Origin of the sequence: Saccharothrix hoggarensis (assembly GCF_042678885.1) — a bacterium.
Classification (GTDB): Bacteria; Actinomycetota; Actinomycetes; order Mycobacteriales; family Pseudonocardiaceae; genus Actinosynnema; species Actinosynnema hoggarensis.
In genome coordinates, this window is sequence record NZ_JBHTLK010000043.1 from 19,818 (window position 1) to 39,177 (window position 19,360).

The 19,360-nt window shown below is 71.7% G+C and carries 9 protein-coding genes and 1 pseudogene; 5 read left to right on the forward strand and 5 right to left on the reverse strand.

Annotated features, from left to right (window positions below; translation table 11 throughout):
* The first annotated feature begins 48 nt into the window (after positions 1–48).
* The 3 genes from ACFQ3T_RS11215 (at position 49) to ACFQ3T_RS11225 (ending at position 8,813) form a co-directional block, all read left to right on the forward strand.
* Positions 49–1,434: a hypothetical protein gene (locus ACFQ3T_RS11215; protein ID WP_380723050.1), complete on the forward strand. Its 1,386-nt coding sequence runs from the start codon at positions 49–51 to the stop codon at positions 1,432–1,434.
* A 201-nt stretch (positions 1,435–1,635) separates the two neighbouring features.
* Positions 1,636–8,448, forward strand: a complete 6,813-nt coding sequence (locus ACFQ3T_RS11220; protein ID WP_380723051.1) for an RHS repeat-associated core domain-containing protein — start codon at positions 1,636–1,638, stop codon at positions 8,446–8,448.
* On the forward strand, positions 8,445–8,813 hold the full coding sequence (locus ACFQ3T_RS11225) for a hypothetical protein (protein ID WP_380723053.1): 369 nt from the start codon (positions 8,445–8,447) through the stop codon (positions 8,811–8,813). The genes ACFQ3T_RS11220 and ACFQ3T_RS11225 overlap by 4 nt, the downstream gene beginning before the upstream one ends.
* A gap of 21 nt (positions 8,814–8,834) precedes the next feature.
* Here the strand turns inward: ACFQ3T_RS11225 and ACFQ3T_RS11230 are convergent, their stop codons facing one another.
* From ACFQ3T_RS11230 to ACFQ3T_RS11250, 5 genes and pseudogenes are all read right to left on the reverse strand, one after another.
* On the reverse strand, positions 8,835–11,669 hold the full coding sequence (locus ACFQ3T_RS11230) for an AfsR/SARP family transcriptional regulator (protein WP_380723055.1): 2,835 nt from the start codon (positions 11,667–11,669) through the stop codon (positions 8,835–8,837).
* Positions 11,670–12,072: 403 nt separating this feature from the next.
* Complete coding sequence (locus ACFQ3T_RS11235; protein WP_380723057.1) at positions 12,073–14,505, reverse strand: chondroitinase-B domain-containing protein; 2,433 nt, start codon at positions 14,503–14,505, stop codon at positions 12,073–12,075.
* Positions 14,506–14,762: 257 nt separating this feature from the next.
* Positions 14,763–15,803 (reverse strand): calcium:proton antiporter, encoded by a 1,041-nt coding sequence (locus ACFQ3T_RS11240; protein WP_380723063.1) that lies wholly within the window; start codon positions 15,801–15,803, stop codon positions 14,763–14,765.
* A gap of 408 nt (positions 15,804–16,211) precedes the next feature.
* The gene (locus ACFQ3T_RS11245; RefSeq protein WP_380723065.1) at positions 16,212–16,622 is read right to left on the reverse strand and encodes a substrate-binding domain-containing protein; all 411 of its coding nucleotides are present in this window, start codon (positions 16,620–16,622) and stop codon (positions 16,212–16,214) included.
* Between the two features lie 428 nt (positions 16,623–17,050).
* Positions 17,051–17,200 (reverse strand): annotated as a pseudogene (locus ACFQ3T_RS11250) (LacI family DNA-binding transcriptional regulator); the annotation flags it as partial.
* A gap of 256 nt (positions 17,201–17,456) precedes the next feature.
* On the opposite strand from ACFQ3T_RS11250, the gene ACFQ3T_RS11255 reads away from it, so the two are divergent.
* Positions 17,457–18,086 carry an MBL fold metallo-hydrolase gene (locus ACFQ3T_RS11255; protein WP_380723059.1) on the forward strand — a complete coding sequence of 210 codons (630 nt, stop codon included), beginning with the start codon at positions 17,457–17,459 and terminating at the stop codon, positions 18,084–18,086.
* Positions 18,083–19,360: AAA family ATPase (locus ACFQ3T_RS11260; RefSeq protein ID WP_380723061.1), on the forward strand; the 1,278-nt coding region annotated here is incomplete at its 3' end. The genes ACFQ3T_RS11255 and ACFQ3T_RS11260, both read left to right, overlap by 4 nt.

Sequence of the window (19,360 nt, forward strand, 5' to 3'; positions counted from 1 at the left end):
CCCTCCATGGTCGTGCCGACTTCGCAGGCAATCGACAGGGGAGCGCACATGGCGGCCTATCGGAACCGCTGGTTCATCGGGGGAGGTGTGGCCGCCGGTCTCGTCGGTGTGCTCGGCCTGAACGGGCTGTCGGTTGCGCAGCTCCCGGCCGGTACGAACGTGTCGACGTGCAACAACCCGGTGTTGAACAAAGGGCTGGACGAGTGGGGGTCGCTGCGGGGGTCCGCCCCGGTCCGCGAGGCCGTCGCCGACCACCAGTCGGCGCGGTTCGCCTACGTGCAGCGCAACAACTCGGTGGCCGGCCCGTCGGCGTACCTCCCGCAGCAGCACGTGAAACCGGGCGAACAGTGGACCTTCGCCTACGACGTGTCGGCTTCGCAGGCCGGTCGCGCGCGGGTCGAGGTGGACTGGTACTCGACGCCCGAGGGCAACAACACGGGGTATCTCGGCCACGTCGACGGCACCTGGACGTCGTTCGCGAGCGGCAGCGGGTGGACGCGGGTCGTGGGTGGGTTCACCGCGCCGCCCAACGCGGTCAGGGCCAACGTGCTGACCGATCACGAGTACTCGGCGTCCGGTGCGACGTTCCGCGCGACAGCGTGCGACTACCGGGTGGGCGGGGGCGTCCCGCCGACCACGACCGAGACGACGACCACCACGAGCACCACGACCACGAGCACCACGACCACGAGCACCACGACCACGACGACCGCGCCTGGTGATCAGACGCAGGCCGCGATCCGGTACGGCTGGGGCACGCCGCACCCGATCTCCGACGAGTTCGACTACACCGGGCCCGTCGACCCGGCCAAGTGGGGCGTGCCGAGCGGCACCGTGGGAGGCACCGAGGGGTGCTGGGAGGGTCACGCGGGCAACGGCCGCCGGTGCGCGAAGAACAGCGTGGTGGCCGGGGGCATCATGACCATGACCGGTGAGGCGAACGGCGACACCGGATGGCTCAAGCAGAAGCTGGACCGCCAGTACGGTCGTTGGGAGATCCGGTCCCGTTCCCGCAACACCGGCCCGTCGGGCGGTCTGTACCACCCGCTGCACCTGATCTGGCCGACCTCGGAGAAGCGGCTGGTCGACGGCGAGTACGACTGGGTGGAGTACTCCAACCCCGACTCCCAGTGCCAGGCCGCGTTCCTGCACTACCCGAAGAGCCCGAGTGACGACAAGGTCTACCGCGAGCGCTGCCCGGTGGACATGACGCAGTGGCACAACTTCGCCTTCGAGTGGACCCCGACCGCCTTGGTCGGCTACGTCGACGGCGCCGAGTGGTTCCGCCTGTCCGGCGGCGCGGGTCCGGGTGGACGCGCGGACATCCAGGCGATGCCCTCCGGTCACCTCAACATCCAGCTCGACAACTTCACCGGTGACGGCGGCCTGCGCCCCGCGGTGTTCGAGGTCGACTGGGTCCGCGTCTACCCCTGAATACCTGCCCACTGGGCTCGCAGTTCTGAGAAGTCACACCTGATCGCACCCCGCCACCGGCCACCCGGTGGCGGGGTGCGACGACGGAACGCGCCGATGCGACGTCGGCCGGTCGTCCCGTCGGCCCGGTTTCGAATTCCTCCGACGACCTGAAGCCAGGCGTCGCTGTTGCGGGAGGTCGGTGTCGTGCACCATCGTCGGTTGTTCCCCGTCATCCGGTTCCGGGCGAGATCGTCGCCTCCTGACGACCGGTCGGAAGGCGGACCCGGTCCGTTCGCCAAGGGTCTGTCGGCGTTCCTGGTCGTGGTCCTGACCGCGGGTGTGACCCAGGTCGTGGCAGCCGGTCCGGTCCTCGCCCGCGAGAGCGCGCCGGCGCCGAGGGCGGCGAGTTGCCCGCCGGACCGACCGGATCCGGTATCGGCGGTGGTGGCGGCGCGGTTGTGCGACGGCAGGGTCGGGGTGCGGTCGCAGACGTCGGAGTCGGCGTTGGTGTTCGCCAACCCGGACGGCACGTTCACCCGTGAGCAGCACGCCCAGCCGGTCCGCGTGCGCCGCGGTGAGGACTGGGTGCCGGTGGACACCCGCCTGGGGTTCCAAGACGGTGCGGTGGCGCCGTTCGCGGTGCCGCTGGGCATGCGGCTGTCCGCGGGCGGTGACGGTCCGCTGATCACGATGAGCGACAACGGCCGCGAACTCGCGCTCGGCTCACCGGTCGGCCGGCTGCCGCGCCCGACGCTCGACGCGGGCACCGCGACCTACCCGGAGGTGCTGCCGGGCGTCGACCTGCGGGTCGCCGTGGACGCCAACGGGTTCTCAGAGGTGCTGGTCGTGCGCGACAGGCAGGCCGCGGCGAACCCGGCGTTGCGCGCCCTGCGGTTCCCCACCAGCACCAAGGGCTTGACGCTGCGGCCCGGTCGGAACGGCGTCACCGAGGCGGTCGACGAGGCACAGTTGGGACCTCCGGGCGCGGACGGCGCGAACCAGCCGGTGTTCACCTCCTCCTCACCGCGCATGTGGGACGCCACGGGTGCGCTGAACACGCCGAGACGCGGTGCGGTGCGGGAGATGCGGGCCGAGCTGAAGGGCTCCGACCTCATCGTCACACCGGACCTGGACGCGGTGCTGGCCGACCCCGCCACGAAGTTCCCGCTGTTCATCGACCCCGGCTACACCTCCACCCGGCACTCGTGGAGCTTCGTCGACTCGGCCACGCCCGGCACCTCCTACTACAACGTCACCCAGGACGCCGAGATCGGCAGCCCGAACAACGGCGCGAACCGGCGTCGGTCGTTCTTCAACATGCGGTTGGCCGGGCTGTCCGGGCAGAACGTCGTGTCGGCCACCTGGAACCTCCAGGAGACCTGGTCGGGCGGCTGCGACCCGCGGCCGTTCGAGGTGTACCGCACGAACTGGATGACCTCGTCGTGGACGTGGGCCTACCAGGAGACCTCCTCGAACGTCGTGTGGACCAACACCTACGGCGGCTTCAAGCCGCTGGTCGCCACCGTGAACGCCGCCAAGGGCCACTCGGCGGCGTGCCCGGCCGGCCCGGTGCCGGTGGACGTGACGAGCGCGGTGAGGTTCGCCGTCGCCGAGGACTGGACGTCGGTGTCGTTCGGCATCCGCACGCCGGCGGCGCACGAGAACGACGCCACCTACCACAAGAAGTTCGACAACAACCCGACCATGAGCATCACCTACGGCGCGGTGCCCGCGGCCTCGTCGCCCTCGACGGTGCCGGCCACGTCGTGCCTGACCGGAACGGGGCGCCCGTCGATCGCGTCGCTCACCCCGACCCTGCGGTCGACGGTGACCAGTTCGAGCGGCGGCGACGTCCGTGCCCAGTTCACCTGGCAGCGCGTGGACGGCGCCGCGGTCGGCGAGGTCACCACCGAGCCGGGTGCTTCCGGTTCGGTGTTCGGCGCCGCGATCCCGCCGGGCCAGTTGACCGAGGGCACCGCGTACGCGTGGCGAGCCCGCGGCGTCAACGCGGCGGGCGAGGGCGCCTGGGGTCCGTGGTGCGAGTTCGTGGCCGACGCGGGCGCGCCCGGCGTCCCCTTCGTGGCCTCGTCGCAGTACCCCGCCGACGGTGGCTGGCACGGCGGCAGCGGGCAGGCCGGGACCTTCACCTTCACCCCGGCGGCGGGCACCGCAGACCTGGCCGCGTTCGTGTACTCGCTGGACACCGACACCACGTCGACCACGCTGGCGGCCACCGGGCCGGCCACCGTGACGATCACGCCGTCCGCGGAAGGCGCCCGCACGCTCACCGTGCGGGCCAAGGACCGTGCCGGGCACCTGTCCGGTCCGAACACCTACCGGTTCAACGTCGGCCGGGCCGGCCTGGCGCTGCCCCTCGCCGGGTCCACCGCGGTCAAGCGGATGAAGATCGCGGTCACCGGTAGGCCCGGTTACACCCGGGCCACGTTCCAGTACCGGCGCGGCCCCGGCGCGCCGGAAGCCGAGATCCCCCTGGTGAACCTGCGCACCGCCGCGGGCGCCGCGATCACCGCGTCCCGCGTGCCGCTGACCGACCTGGGTGAGCACGCCGTGTGGACGGCGGCGGACACCCTGGGCACGGTCGGCGGCGTGGTGGAGGTCCGGGCCAGGCTGTTCACCGCCAAGGACACCGACCCGGCCTACGACACCGCGTGGGTGCGCGTCACCGTCGACCCGAACGGCGACGGCGCGGCGAGCACCGAGATCGGGCCGGGCTCGGTCAACCTGCTCACCGGCGACCACACCCTCGACGCGACCGACACCGACGACCTCGGCCTGACCGTCTCCCGGACCGCCTCCTCGAGGGAGCCGCGCGACGGCTGGCTGCCGCAGGGCGAGCGGCTCAGCCCCAACCAGCGGCACGTCACCACCGACCTGACCGGCTTCGGGGCGAGTGACACGACCATCGCCCGCTCCACCACCCGGGGCCACGACAACAGCACCGACTCGATCGTGGTCACGCCGATGTCCTCCTCGACCAACGCCCTGGCGAAGCAGGGCGACACCTTCGCCCACGTCGGCGGTGACGTGGGCGCGATGCGGCTGGGTATGCAGCCGGGCAAGTCCTACCGGTTCACCGGCTGGATCTACGTGCCCTCCGCGAGCGGCCTGGCGCTGCCCGCGCCCTACGGGCAGGAGCGGGGCCTGCGGCTGGTGCCGTGGACCAAGACGCCCGGCGCCGGCTACCGGGCCACGCCCAGCGGCCCCGCGACCTACACCGACGGCTGGCAGCAGCTCAGCGTCGACTTCACCGTGCCGCCGGACGCCACCGAGGCGTTCCTGCGGCTGTACAACGGGTTCGCGCCCGGCTCCGGCAAGCAGGTGTTCTTCGACCACCTGTCGTTCACCGAGATCGTGGCGCCCTTCGGCCCCCAGTGGCGCGGCGGCGCGGCCGACGGCGAAGCCGCCATGGAGTACACCACCCTGGAGTTCCCGGAGACCAACCTCGTCAAGGTCAACTCGCTCGACGGCACCTGGACGACGTTCTCCCGGCACGCCGACGGCACCTTCACCCCCGAACCCGGCAACGAGGGAGCGACCCTCACCAAGGTCGACGACAACACCTATCGGCTCGACGAGGCCGACGACGCCACCGCCGAGTTCACCAAGCAGGGCGACGTCTGGGCGGCGACCGCGAGCTGGACCGCCGACGCCGACTCCACGTCACGCACCACCTACCAGACGGGCAACGGCCGGGCCCTGCCCAAGCGGGTCGCCAACCCCGTGCAGCCGGGCGTGGGTGACTGCGCGGCCGCCATCCCGGCGCGCGGCTGCGAGGTCCTGGAGTACGACTACGCCACCGGCACCACCGCCACCGCGACCGGGCTCGGCGACGTCACCGACCGGGTCCGGGCGATCAAGCTGTGGACGTGGGACGGCACGGCGATGACCGCTGTCGAGGTCGCCCGCTACCTCTACGACAACTCCGGGCGGCTGCGCGAGACGTGGGACCCCCGCATCACCCCGCTGCTGAAGACGACCTACGACTACGACGCCGACGGCCGGGTGACCGCGGTGTTCCCGCCGGGGCAGCAGCCGTTCCGGTTCGACCACGGCACAGCGCCCGGCGACCCCGACGCCGACAGGTTGCTGCGCGTCCGGCGGGCCGCGTTGGTCCCCGGCACCCGCGACCAGGTCGACGGCGAGACCGCGACCACCGTCGTCTACCAGGTCCCGCTCACCCGCGGCGCCGGTGGCCCGCACGACATGGACTTCGCGTCGGTGTCGCGGTGGGCGCAGACCGACCTGCCCACCGACGCCACCGCGATCTTCGGCAGCCAGGACCCGCCGCCGGCCACACCGGGAGCCGACGGCTACCGGCACGCCACGGTGCACTACCTCAACGCCTCCGGACAGGAGGTCAACGTCGCCACCCCCGGCGGGCACATCGACACCACCGAGTACGACCGGTTCGGCAACACCGTGCGCACGCTGGAGTCGACCAACCGCTTGCTGGCCCTGGGCGAACTGCCCGACGCCGCCGTCCTCGCGGGCGAGCTGAACCTCCCCGCGGACACCGGCGAGCGGGCACGGTTGCTGTCCAGCACCAACCGTTACAGCGCGGACGGGCTCGACCTGGTCGAAACCCTCAGCCCGGTCACCGTCATGGCCCTGGCGAAGGAACTGGTCGACCCCACCGGCAACCGGCCCACGCTGCCCGCCGGCACCCAGGTGGTCGCTCGCGCGCACACCGTCAACACCTACGACGAGGGCAAGCCGGACGGCGCGAACTACCACTTGCTGACCACCAGCCAACAGGGCGCCCAGATCACCGCCGGCTATCCCGACGCCGACGTCACGATCGACCGCACCGGGTACGGCGCGGAGAAGGGCGGCACGTCCGGGTGGCGGCTGAGGAAGGCCACGTCGTTCCTCGACGACGCCGGCCCGGGCGGGCTGAACCTCGCCACCCACACCGTCTACGACGACGCCGGACGCACCACCGCCGACTGGGGCATCGATGCCACCGGCACCGACGCGCGCACCAAGGTCAACATCCACTACACCGCCGGCCCGAACCCCTCCGACACCGCGTGCGGCAACAAGCCGGAATGGGCCGGGAAGCTCTGCGTGCGCCGTGTTGCCGGGGCCATCACGGGCCATGATCCGACGCGGATGGCCACCGACCTGCCGGTCCGTCGGATCGAGTCCTACCACCGGTTCGGCGGTGAGACCGTCGTCTCCGAAACCGCCGCGGGCCGCACCCGCCGCGTCACCACCACGTTCGACACGGCGGGCCGCACCGCCACCGTGGCGACCACCTCCGACGACGGCACCCAACCGGTGCCCACGGTGACCACCGAGTACGACCCGACCACCGGTGCGGAACTGCGCACCCGCACCCCCGACGCCGTCATCACCGAAGAACAGGACACCCTCGGTCGCCCGTTGACCTACACCGACGGGGACGGTGCGGTCACCCGCACCGAGCACGACCGGCACGGCCGCCTGACCAAGGTCTCCGACCCGTCGGGGTTCCGCAGCTACGCCTACGACCGCACCGTCGAACCGCGTGACCTGGTCACCGCCCTGACCGACTCCACCGTCGGCACTTTCACCGCCCGCTACAGCCCAGACGGTCAGCTGGTCGAGCAGACCTACCCCGGCGGGCTGGTGCGGCGCGATCGGCTCGACGCGTCCTTCTCCCCGGTGCAACGCACCTACAGCCGGGGCAGCGGTGACGTCGTCTACGCCGAGTCCGTGGTGGAGAACTCGCGGTCGCAGTGGATGTCCCACACCTACACCGGCGGTTGGAAGACCTACGCCTACGACGGCATCAGCCGACTGCTCCGCGCCGAACAACGTGATCCGAGCGGCGCGTGCACCACTCGCGCCTACACCTACGACAACCGCACCAACCGCAAGGCCAAGCAGGTTTTCCAGCCGGGCCCGGACGGCGCCTGCAACACCGATGGTGCGGACGGCGGCACCACCCACGCCGTCGACACCGCCGACCGCGTCACCGACCCGGGGTTCACCTACGACGCCCTGGGCCGCACCCTCACGACCCCGGACGGCCTTTCGCTGGCCTACTACGCCAACGACATGATCGCCGCCCAAACCCTCGGCACCGACCGCAAGCGCTGGACCCTCGACCCCGCGATGCGCCTGCGCGCCAGCCACACCGACGCCGGCGGCGAAGGGAAGTGGACCACCACCGGCACCAGCACCAACCACTACGGCGACGACTCCGACGAACCGTCGTGGATCGCCGAGCCCGATGCCGGCACGACGCGCATGGTGTCGGGCCCGGACGGCGACCTGGCGGCCGTCGTCAGCGCGGGGGAGACGACCCTCCAGCTGGCGGGCCTGTTCGGCTCCGTGGTGGCAACGATCGACGCGCCCCTGACCGCACCCGAGCTGTTCGACTACGACGAGTACGGCCTCCCGTCCGCCGATCAGCCGCACAACCGCTACGGGTGGCTGGGAGCGAAGCAGCGCTCCAGCGACACGCTGGCCGGCACCGTCCTCATGGGCGTCCGCGTGTACGACCCGCGCTTCGGCCGGTTCCTGAGCGTCGACCCGGTCGAAGGGGGCAATGCCACTGCCTACGACTACTCGCACGCCGATCCCGTCAACAAGGTCGACCTCGACGGTCGGGCCTCGTGGCTGAGGAAAGCCGGGAGGTGGGCGTGGAAGAACAAATGGGGCATCGCACTCACCGTCGCGGGGTTCGTCCCCGGGCTGGGTGTGGCCGCATGGGCCTACCGGGCGTACCGCGTGGTGAAGATAGCCAAGGCCGCCCACGCCGCGAGGAAGGCGAACGCGTCCGTTCGAGCCACCAGAGCCACTGCTTGGTTGGCTGGTCGGATGTGGGTGGGACGCAAGGCGACGAAGAGCTTCGCCCGCAACGGAGCGCGGATGCTCGAACGGGGCAGGAAAGCGTGGCGAGGTCCCGCGAAAAAGGGAAAGCACGGGTGGTCCTCCAACCTGACCTACAGTTCACGTGGTCGGCACGACTACTTCAACTTCCACATCAACCACCGCCGACCTTGGTTCAGGGGGCGAAGATGAGCCCGGATCGGTTCGCGGGGTCGAAGCCGCTGCCCGACGACCTGGTCGAATACGTCGACAAGGTCGGTGCGCTACACGTGGACGGGCAGCTGGGTGGCTACGTTCGCGTCAAGCTCGACTCGGTCTACTGGGCGACCGGTGTCCTCAAACGCCGGAGGACCGCTGCCGAGGATCGGATCTTCCTCGACATCGTCCTGGTGCGGCCGGATGGAACCCACCTCGAGTGGATCGCCGACGGCCCACTCGAAGAATCCGACGCGCGACAGCAGCTCGCCTCCCAGTCCATGATGATCCGTGGGGTGCCGCACGAGTTGACTTGGCTGCACGGCGAGCCGGCGGACGAGGCAGTGGCGCACTTCGAGTGATCTGGCTGTTCGAGTCCCGATCTAAGTACCGTGACCGATAGCAGTGCGTGGTGGTGAGCCGAGGCCGTCCAGCCGCCGCTGGACGGCCTCGGCGTCGTCGGTGTAGCCCCGGGCCTCGTACAGCTGCAGGGCGTGGTGCCACGCCTCGCGGGCCCGGTGGTGGTCGTGGAGCGCGGTGTAGGTGCGGGCCAGCCAGTCGGATGTGCTCGCTTCCGCGTAGGTGTTGCCGACGTCGTGGAACAGGGCACGGGCCTGCCGGTAGTAGTCGAGGGCTTCGGTGTGCCGGCCGCTCTGGTGGGCGACGAAGCCCAGGCTGTCCAGCGTGTCCGCCTCACCGTCGGGGTGGTGGTGCGCCCGGAACAGGGTGAGCGCGGCCTCGCAGTGGGTGCGGGCCTCGTCGTGGTGGCCGAGCCGGGCGGTGTAGAGGCCGAGGGAGTTCAGCGCGTGCGCTTCCAGCACCGGGTTGTCCACCTGGCGGGAGAGGTCGCGGGCGCGGGCGGCGTGCCGGACGGCCTGGACGTTGTCCCCCTGCCTCGCCCACGTCCAGGCGAGGTAGCGGTGGGTGTAGGCCTCGCCCAGCGGGTCGTCGACCTGCTCATGGCACGCCAGGGCAGCGCTGAGGTGGTCCAGCGCCTCGGCGTGCCGCCTGGCCTTGGCACAGGCGAGGCCCAGCCTGCGGTGTGCCAGGGCTCGCGCGGCGGGGTCACCGGAGCGCCGCGCGGCGTCCAGCCCGGTCTGCCAGAGGCCGATTTGGTCGTAGAGGTGGCCGCGCCAGGCGGTGAACAGGTCCAGCGTCACGATCAGCTGCCAGGCCGACTCCGGCCGGTCGAGGTCGACGGCGACGGGCGGGGTGGCCAGCAGGTTGGCGTGCTCGGCTTGGAACCACGCCAACGCGGCGGCCCGATCCGGCAGCGGCCGAGGTCGGCAGCCGGCTGCCGGCGCGCCGAGGTCGATCGGCTCGCGGTGCGGGTGCAGGAGCAGGTGCGCGGCGTGCGCGGTGTGCAGGTAGAAGTCGGTCACCCGGTGCAGCGCTGATCGCCGTTCGTCGGCCGGTTGCCCGTGGCGTGCCTGCTCTGCGGCGTGCAGGCGGATCAGGTCGTGCATGCGCCACCTCGCCGGGGCGTGCTCGTCCACCAGTGACATCCGTTCCAGGGCCCGCAGGAGCGCCACCGCCTCGGCGTCGGTCAGCCCGAGCAAGACGGCCGCGGCGGGCGAGCCGATGTCCGGTCCGGGAGCCAGGCCCAGCAGCTCCAGCCCGCGCGCCTGGTGCGGGTCCAGGGCGGAGTGCGACCAGGACAGCACCGTGCGGAGGCTGGTGGCGGGGTCACCGGTGTCCAAGGTGCTCAGCCGGGTGGCCGTGTCGCGCAGTTCGGCGGCAGGCGCGGCGAGCGGGAAGCCGGGCCGGGCCGCCGCGCGGCTGGCGACGATCCCGAGGGCCAGCGGCAGGCCCGCGCAGTACGCCAGCAGTTCCGCCACGGCATCCGGCTCGTGGGCCACGCGCTGGTCGCCGAGGCGCTGGGCGAGCAGGTCGTGCGCCTCGGATTCGGAGAGCACGTCCAGTGCGACGTTGCGGGCGCCGTAGGTGGTGGCCAGCCCCTGCATCCGGTCCCGGCTGGTGATCAGCACGGTGCAGCCCGCCGTGCCGGGCAGCAGGTGGGTCACGTGCGCCGCGTCACGGGCGTTGTCCAGCACCACCAACAGCCGCTTGCCCGCGACGAGGCTGCGGTACAGCCCGACGCGGGCGTTCAGCTCGCCCGGCACGTCGGTGGGATCGACCCCGAGGGCGCAGAGGAACCCGCGCAGTGCCTCGGCGGGTTCCAGCGGTCCTTCGACGGGGTCGAATCCACGGAGGTCCACGAACAACTGGCCGTCGGGGAACCGGTCGAGGTGGCGGTGCGCCCAGTGCAGCGCGAGCCACGTCTTGCCCACGCCGCCGAGGCCGCCGATCGCCGAGATCACCACGGAGTCGTCCGCCGAACCGAGGACGGCGGTCAACGCGTCGAGTTCCCGGCGACGGCCCGTGAAACCCGTCGGCGCCGGAGGGAGGTGGCGCGGCACCACAGCTGGACGGACGGGCCGCGCGAGGGGTACCGAGGCCGCGGGCGCGGACGGGAGGTCGAGGGCCGGGTCACCGTGCAGCACCTGTTCGTACCGCCGGAGCAGCTCGCGACCCGGATCGGTGCCCACGTGCTCCTTCAACGCCTCCCTGGCGTTCTGGAACGCGCGCAGGGCGTCACCCGCGCGCCCGGCGCGGTAGAGGGCGAGCATCAGTTGGGCGTGGAACCGCTCGCGCAGCGGGTGCTCGGCGACCAGCAGGGTCAGCTCGGGGATGAGTTCGCCGTGCCGGCCCAACGCCAGTTCGAGCTCGACGCAGTCCTCCAGCGCCGACAGCCGCTGCTGGACGAGTCCGTGCTTCACCGCCCGCAGCCCGGGCGCCTCGACGTCGGCCATCGGCTCGGCCCGCCACAGGGCCAGTGCCCGACGCAGCAAGCCGACGCTCGTGCGGGCGTTCTCGCTACCGCGCGCCTGGTCGACCAAGGACCGGAACCGGTGCAGGTCGACGCGATCCGGGTCGACCTCCAGCAGGTAGCCGGGGCTTCGGTGGGACAGCCGCACCGCGGGGTCGGCGGCGAACATCGCCCGCAGTTGGGAGACGCAGCTCTGGATGCTGTTGCGCGCTGTGGCCGGTGGTCCTTTCTCGGCGGACCACATCACGTCGACCAGCCGGTCCACCGCCACGACGCGACCCGGTTCGAGCAGCAGCATCGCCAGGATCGCGCGCACGCGGCCGCTGCCCAGGACGATCTCGTGCTCCTCGTGGCGGACCACGACCGTGCCCAACAGGCCGAACTCCACGTTGCCCCCCGGCGCTCACCTCACCCGTCCCCGACAGGATGTCAGCGCCGGCTCGATTTACGGCGCGTGAGGGTGGCGTGACGCTCGGTTGGAGCACCTGCCTTCACCCCGTCAGCCCAGGGGCACGCCCGGTTCGCCACCCCCGACACCGATCCCGTGAGCCGCGGAATGTCATCGGAACCTCATGAGGTGTGACCGATCGTAGACCCGTGACCTTCAACAGCTTCCATTCAAGAGCCATTCCGCCACGTGTGCCTGTCACGTCCGACAATTCCTGCGAGTTGGTGCCTCCGGAGGGTGTGGGTTGTCATCGAAGGAATTGCCGGTAGGCATGTGGCGATTACCACGGCGTTTCGCCGCGGCAATCGCCACATGCCTGCTGCCGGACTTCCCGTCGAGGTCGTCAGGGCGCGGTCGGGCCGACGTCGGCCGCGCCGAGCGGGCCGCGGGTGACCGGGGCGGTGGACCGCTCGTCCGCGCCGACGTCCGCGCCACCGGTGCGCGCCTGCCCGTCGAGGTCGTCGGTGACGAACGGGTGGCGGCCGGTGCCGGAGTCGATCGCCGGGCTCGCCGCGCCGATCCGGTGGATCGATCCGTCGCGGACCAGCAGCGGGTCGACGGTCCTGACGGCGTCGGCGGACTTCGTGACACCGGTGGTCGCCGACCCGGTGGGCCAGGCGATGTTGCCGGCGTAGGTCGCGTTCACCGGCGCCTTGCGCTCGTTGAACAACCTGCCCTGGCTGCCGCTGACCACGTTGTCCGTGATGACCAGGTCGACCGGCGCGAGGGAGTAGTTGGCGCCGATCTCGATGTTCGACACGTTGTCGACGAAGGTGTTGTGCGCGACAGTCGCCCGGTAGACCCGCCAATGGGCGCTCAACGCGCCGGACGTGTCCACGTCGCCTCCGTCGAGTTGCAGCGCGGCGTCGTAGCCGGTGCCGGTGAGGCCTTCGAAGTGGTTGTTGTAGATCCTGTGGTCCTGGCCGTAGACCCGGATGCCGCCGGTGCCCGCCTTGCCGCCGCCGAGGAAGAAGTTGCCGTGGAACGTGCCGCGGTTGCCGTGCCGGTGCGACAGGGTGCCCTGAGAGGTGCGGAACGTGTTGTACCGGACGATGTTGTCGTTGCTCTTGACCGAGATGATCTCCGGGTCACCGTCGCAGTTCTCGAACAGGTTCGACTCGACCACGGTGAACCCGCTCGACCGGGAGATGCCGCTCCAGCCGACCCGGATGGCCTCCATCTCGTTGGTCGCCCTCGGGCCGATGTTGCGGAAGTGGTTGTGGTCGATGAGGTCGTGCTGCGACTGCTGGGTGTCCGAGCCGTCGATCGTGATGAAGTTGCCCAGCTGGTGCTTCTCCTCGAACAGGTTGTGGTCGACGCGGTTGTGGTGGCTGTTCGCGCCCTGGATGATCACCCACTTCAGGGACGACTCCTCGGTCAACCGGAAGTGGTTGCGGGTCAGGCGCACGTTGTTGGAGCTGGTGATCTTCAACGTGTCGCTGTTCGTCCACTTGAGACCCTCGAATATGACGTAGGAGGAGTTCGCCACCTCGAGCTGCCCGTCGTCGACCACCGCCTGGCCGCGGTTCGCCGCGACCACGGTGATGGGCGCGGCGGCGGTCCCGTGGCGGCCGGTCATCTTGCCGATCGAGTAGCGGCCGTCCGCGAGCACGATCCGGTCCCCGGCCTGCGCGGCGGCGAACGCGCTCTGCAGCTGGGCCGAGTCGGCGACGTCGACCGTGCGGCCGGCGCCCTGGTCACCACCGTGCGTCACGCTCAGCCCGTAGATCTGCACCTCGCCGTAGTTGCCCGTGTCGCAGGGCGTCGAGTTGGTGCAGTTGGCCTGCGTGTACGCGCCGGCCTTGAAGTAGCCCCCGGTGAAGCTCTTCGAGATCGTGGTCTGCAGCACGCCGTTGTAGTAGGCCTTGATCTGGCCCCCGCTGACGACGAACTTCGCCTGGAACCTCGTGCCCAGCACGTAGTTGCTCGTCACGAGCTTGTGGTGGGACGTGTCACCGTTGGTGACGTAGAGGTTGCCGCCCTCCAGCCGGAAGACGGAGACGTCGTCGCTGCCGTCGTGGATCTGCCCGGCCACGACGTGCGGCTTGTCCTCGGGCAGGGCGGTGATGGCCTGGTCGACCACCATCGTGTGCGTCCCCGACGTGGACGACCAACTCGCCTTGGCCGTACCCGACATCTCGCGGAGTTCCGAGCGGGGGTAGCTCGACCCGCTGGTGGTCACGCCGTTCACCGCGGCCCGGAAGCGGACCGCGTCGCAGTTCGGGGTCGTGACGAACCACGGGTCGACCGAGTAGGTCGCGAGCTGCGGCTGGTAGACGTTGGTGGGACTCTCCTCCGCGCCGATCGGCAGCCCGATGTACCAGTTCGCGAGGTTCAGCACGCCGGCCGGGTAGGCGCACGTGCCGCCCCCTCCGCCGTCGGCCCCGTTGACGGTCGCCTCGGTGATGCTGGTCCAGTCGTTCACCGTGTTGCCGTAACCGACCACACGCAGGTACCGCGCCGAGGTGTCGGCGAAGTCGTAGTTCTCGTGCCGAACCGTGCCGCCGCTGCTGGTCTTGCGCGCCAGCGCGGTGGTCCACGACGACCCGTCACCCGACAGCTGGACATCGAAGGTCGCCGTCCTGGTGTCGCCCTTGTGCCAGGCGATCGAGACCGAGCCGACGGTCTGCGCCGAGCCGAGGTCGTAGCGGATCCACACCCCGTCCCCCTCGGCTGACCAGCGGGTGGTCAGGTCGTTGTCGAGGGTGTTGGCCGGCACGTTGCCGTCGTGCCCACTGGCCATGGCGCCCACGACCGCCACCGGCGGCCCCGCCACCCCCGCCACCCCCTCGACCGCCGAAGCATGGCCGGTAACCCCCGCACCCGCGATGACCGCCACTACGGCGGCGCACCAAGCTCGTCGCATCGAACCTCTCCTCTGTTGGAGGACGAACCCGCGCGCACGACCGCGAGTCCGGCCGTCCGTCACGGCGCCTCCTGGACGGCGCCATCGTGGCGACCTCCGCTGACCGGGTGTTGAGCGCGCGCTGATTCGCCTGCTCAACCGCGGTGCGGCCGGCTGCGTCGCTCCGGTCAGGGGTTGGCGGCGAGGAGGAGGAACGCGCCGAGCAGGATGAGGTGGACGGTTCCCTGCAGCCGGGTGGCTCGACCGGGGACGACGGTCAGGGTGGCGACGACGATGGTGATCGCGAGCAGGACGATCTGGTTCGCGCCGAGGCCGAGCAGCAGGGGCCCGGGTAGCCAGATCGTCGTGATGGCGATCGCGGGGATGGTCAGGCCGATGCTGGCCATGGCGGAGCCCAGGGCGAGGTTGAGGCTGACCTGGATGCGGTTGCGGCGGGCGGCGTTGGCGGCGGCGAGGGTCTCGGGCAGCAGCACGAGCAGGGCGATGACCACGCCGACGAACGCGTGCGGCAGGCCGAGACCGGCGACGGTGGTCTCGATCGCGGGGGACAACACCTTGGCCAGGCCGACGACCGCGACGAGCGCGACGAGCAGCAGCGCGACGCTCGTGGCCGCGGCGCGGTTGGTGGGCGGGTCGGCGTGGTCGTCGCCGTCGGCGTCGTTGACGACCACGCCGTCGCTGGTGACGGGCAGGAAGAAGTCGCGGTGGCGCACGGTCTGGGTGCTGACGAACGCGGCGTAGAGGACGAGCGACGCCACAGCGGCGAACGTCAGCTGCGTCGGGGAGAACTCGGGCCCGGGCCTGGCGGTGGTGAACGTCGGCAGCACCAGGCAGACGACAGCCAGTGCGGCGACGGTGGACAGGGCCGCGCCGGTGCCCTCGGCGTTGAACACTGCGAGCCGGTACTTCACGGCGCCGATCAGCAACGACAGGCCCAGGATCCCGTTGCAGGTGATCATCACGGCGGCGAAGACGGTGTCACGGGCCAGCGAGGCGGTGCCGGCGCCCCCGGCGATCATCAGGGTCACGATCAGGCCGACCTCGATGACGGTGACGGCGACGGCCAGCAGCAGTGATCCGAAGGGTTCCCCGACGCGATGCGCCACCACTTCGGCGTGGTGCACCGCGGCCAGCACCGCGGCGCCCAGGACCAGGGCGATGACCACGAGCAGTAGCGAGGGCACGTCGCGGCCCCAGGACGCGGCCATCACCGCCACGGCGACCAGCGGCGCCAACGCCCGCCAGTCCGTGAAGAACCGACCCCGACTGGCCGGCGGCGTCGATGCGGCTCGCACCTCGGTGGGATCGGTTCCTTCGGGCCCGCTCACGCCGATGCTCCGGCGGAACGCGGGGCACCGAGTGGATCGGCGGTTCGCGGCGCGGTCGTCGTGCTCGCGTCGGAGAGCTGCTGCGCCGGCGCGTCCTGGCCCGTGGTCGACGCTTGCGCATGCCCGACGGTCATGTGTCCAGAATATCGGACCAGGCGGTTCCCGACGTGGATGACACACGCGGAGCCCCGACGCGGCAGTCCGTCCATCCCGGACGGTCGTGATCTCGACTGTCCTCACCGGATCGTGTGAACGGACGCCGGTTGACGACCTGGTCCGCTCGGAAGGTCAGGTGCTGTCGCGGTGGATCAGGATGGACGGGAAGGGCGTGGACGGGCTCGGGGCCCGTCGTTCCAGCACGGCGACGGCGGCGTTCCCGGCGATCTGCTCGACGGGGTGGCTGGTGGTTGTGAGCGCGGGTTCGGTGAGGCTTGCGAAGGCCAGGTCGTCGAACCCGGCGACCGCGACATCGCCCGGCACGTCGATCCCCGCGCGGCGCAGCGCGTCCAGTGCGCCCAGCGCGGGGAGATCGCCCAGCGCGAAGGTCGCGTCTGTGTCGGGCAACGAGCCATGATCTCCGTGACGGCCGCCGCACCGCCGGGGGCGGGGTAGTCGCCGGGCACCATTCGGGCCGGCGCGTCGACCGCGTCGACCGCTCGCTGGTAGGCCGCTGCCGCCCGGTGCGAGCACGGCAGCCACGTCGGACCACCGATCATGGCGATGCGCCGCCTGCCGCTACCCAGCAGGTGCTCCGCCACACCGGTGGTGCCCGCGCCGTTGTCGACGTCGAAGGACGGCACGTGCCGCGACCCGACCCCGATGGCCGCGACCCGACCGCGACCCGACCGGGGCACCGCGGCGAGCGCCGGTGCGGTCGGGTTGACCAGGACGACGGAGTCGACGCTGCGGTGGTCCACCAGGCGCGTGAGTTCGGCCGGTTCGCGCAGCGGCACCCAGTGCAGGGACACGCCGAGGTCGCGCGCGGCGGCGACCTCGGCGGTGGTGGCGACGACCTGGGCGACGTACGGATCGTTCAGCACGTCGGCGGTCCGGCCGCCGACCGCCACCGCTATGCGCGTGCCGCTGCGACGGGCCAACGCGCGAGCTGCGGTGTACGGGACGTAGCGCAGTTCATCGGCCGCCGGGACGACCTGGGCTCGGGTGGCGTCCGATGCGGGCCCCCGACCGCTCACCACGCGGGACGCGGTCGCCCGGGACCGTCCCGCGGCGCTCGCCACGTCTTCCAGCGTCGGCTCACGTCGCGTCCATGCGCTCACGTGACGACCTGCCGATCATCCAAAGCGGGTGCGGGGACGAGGTCGGCTTGGTCACCGCCGGCCCCCGGCGGGGACACCTGGTCAACATCGGCATGGGTGACCGATGGGTCCTGGGTCCGGGACTTCCTCACCTACTACGACACCTGGTTCGACCGAAGCATCGATCAGCTGAGCCGCACATCGCGACCCACCCGCGTGTACTGGATCCTGTGACCGAAGCATCCCGTTGAGCTGCGTGGACGCTACGATCACCGGCGTGCGCCCACTGGCTCCCGGAGTCCACCAGTTGCTCGGCCGTCCCCCTCACCTGGTGAACGCCTACCTGGTGGAGGACGTGCTCGTGGACGCCGGCACGCCCTCGGCGCGCAAGCGGATCACCAGGCAGTTGGACGGGCGCACGCTCGCGGCGCACGTCGTGACCCACGCGCACCCCGACCACTTCGGGTCCAGCCGGGCCGTGTGCGAGCGGTACGACGTGCCGTTGTGGGCGGGGCAGCGGGACGCCGAGGCGATCGCGACCGCGACGCCCGCCACCGGCCCCGGTCTCGTGCCCGCGCTGATGTCGCGGATGCCGATGCCGGACGCCCACCCCGTGGCCCGCGGGCTGCGCGAGGGTGACGAGGTGGCCGGGTTCACCGTGCTGGACGTGCCCGGCCACTCGCCGGGTCACATCGCCCTGTGGCGGGACCACGACGGCGTGCTGATCTGCGGTGACGTGTTCTTCAACGTGCTGCGCCCGTCCGCGCCGCCGAAGTTCCTCACCTACGACGACGAGCTCAACCGCGCGTCCATGCGCAGGTTGGCCGAGCTGCGGCCGAAGCTGGTGCTGTTCGGCCACGGCCGTGCGCTGCGCGACCCCGACCGCCTGTCGCGCCTGGTCGGATGAGCACCCTCGAACGGGACCGGGAGCTCGCGCGCATCACGGCCGCGCTCGACTCGGCGGCGGCCGGTGACGGCCGGGTGGTGGTGATCGAGGGCCGTGCGGGCATCGGCAAGACCCGGCTCGTGCAGGACACCAGGGCGTTGGCCAAGCAACGCGGGTTCGGACGCATCCAGGCCGTCGGCGACGCGTTGGAGAGCGCCATGGCGTGGGGTGTGGTCCGGCAACTGGTGGAGCGGTCGATCTCCCGGTACCGCGGCGAGGTCCGGGACCGGATCATGGCCGGACCGTCCGGTGACGCGTTGCGGGCGCTCGACACCGCGGCGGCCGACCCGAGCGAAGCCGAACTGGCCCGCACGCTGCACGCGCTGTGGTGGGTGGCCGTCGACCTGTCCGCGACCCGGCCCCTCCTGATCACCGTGGACGACGCGCAGTGGGCCGACCTGTCGTCGGCGCAGTTCCTGGTCTACCTGTCCCGGCGGATCGCGGACCTCCCGATCGCGCTCGTGGTGGCGACCCGCCCGCCTGCGGCGAACGCCGGACCGCTGGCGCAGCTGAGCGTGTCGCGGCAGGCCGAACGGCTGCTGCCGCGCCCCCTCACGCCGCACGGGCTGGGCGAGCTGGTCGCGGCGCGCGGCGTGCGGCCCGCCCCGGAGGTGGTGGCGGCGCTGCACGCGGCCGGCGCCGGCAACCCGTTCCTGACCGGCGTGCTGGTGGACGAGCTGGACGCCCTGGGGTTGCCGCTGGACGCGCCGGACACCGCCGCCGAGGTCGCCAAGCTCGGTCCCAGCACGGTGTTCCGCGCGACGCTCGGCCGGTTGCCCGCCGAGTCGGTGCGGCTCGCGGGTGCCGCGGCCGTGTTGGGCACCGGTGCCGACCCGTGGCTGGCGGGCACGATCGCCGACGTCGACCAGGCCGGCCTGTCGGACGCGGTGGAGGCGCTGGTCGCGGCGCACGTGCTGACCGGCGACGAGCTGACGTTCGTGCACCCGGTGGTGCGCGAGGCGGTGCTGGCCGAGCTGGGTCCCGTGGCGCGGGCGGCGTTGCACGCGCGGGCGGCCACCCGGCTGTGGGAGGCCAAGGCGCCGGCAGACCGGGTGGCGGCGAACCTCGCGCAGGCGCCCAAGGGCAGCCTGCCGCAGGCCGTGGACGTGCTGCGGGAAGCCGCCGTCGCCCTGCTGGCCGCGGGCGACCCGCACACCGCGGCGTCCCACCTGCGGCGGGCGGTGCAGGAGAAGCCGGACGACGCCGGTCTGCGGGCCGCGCTGGGCCGGGCGTTG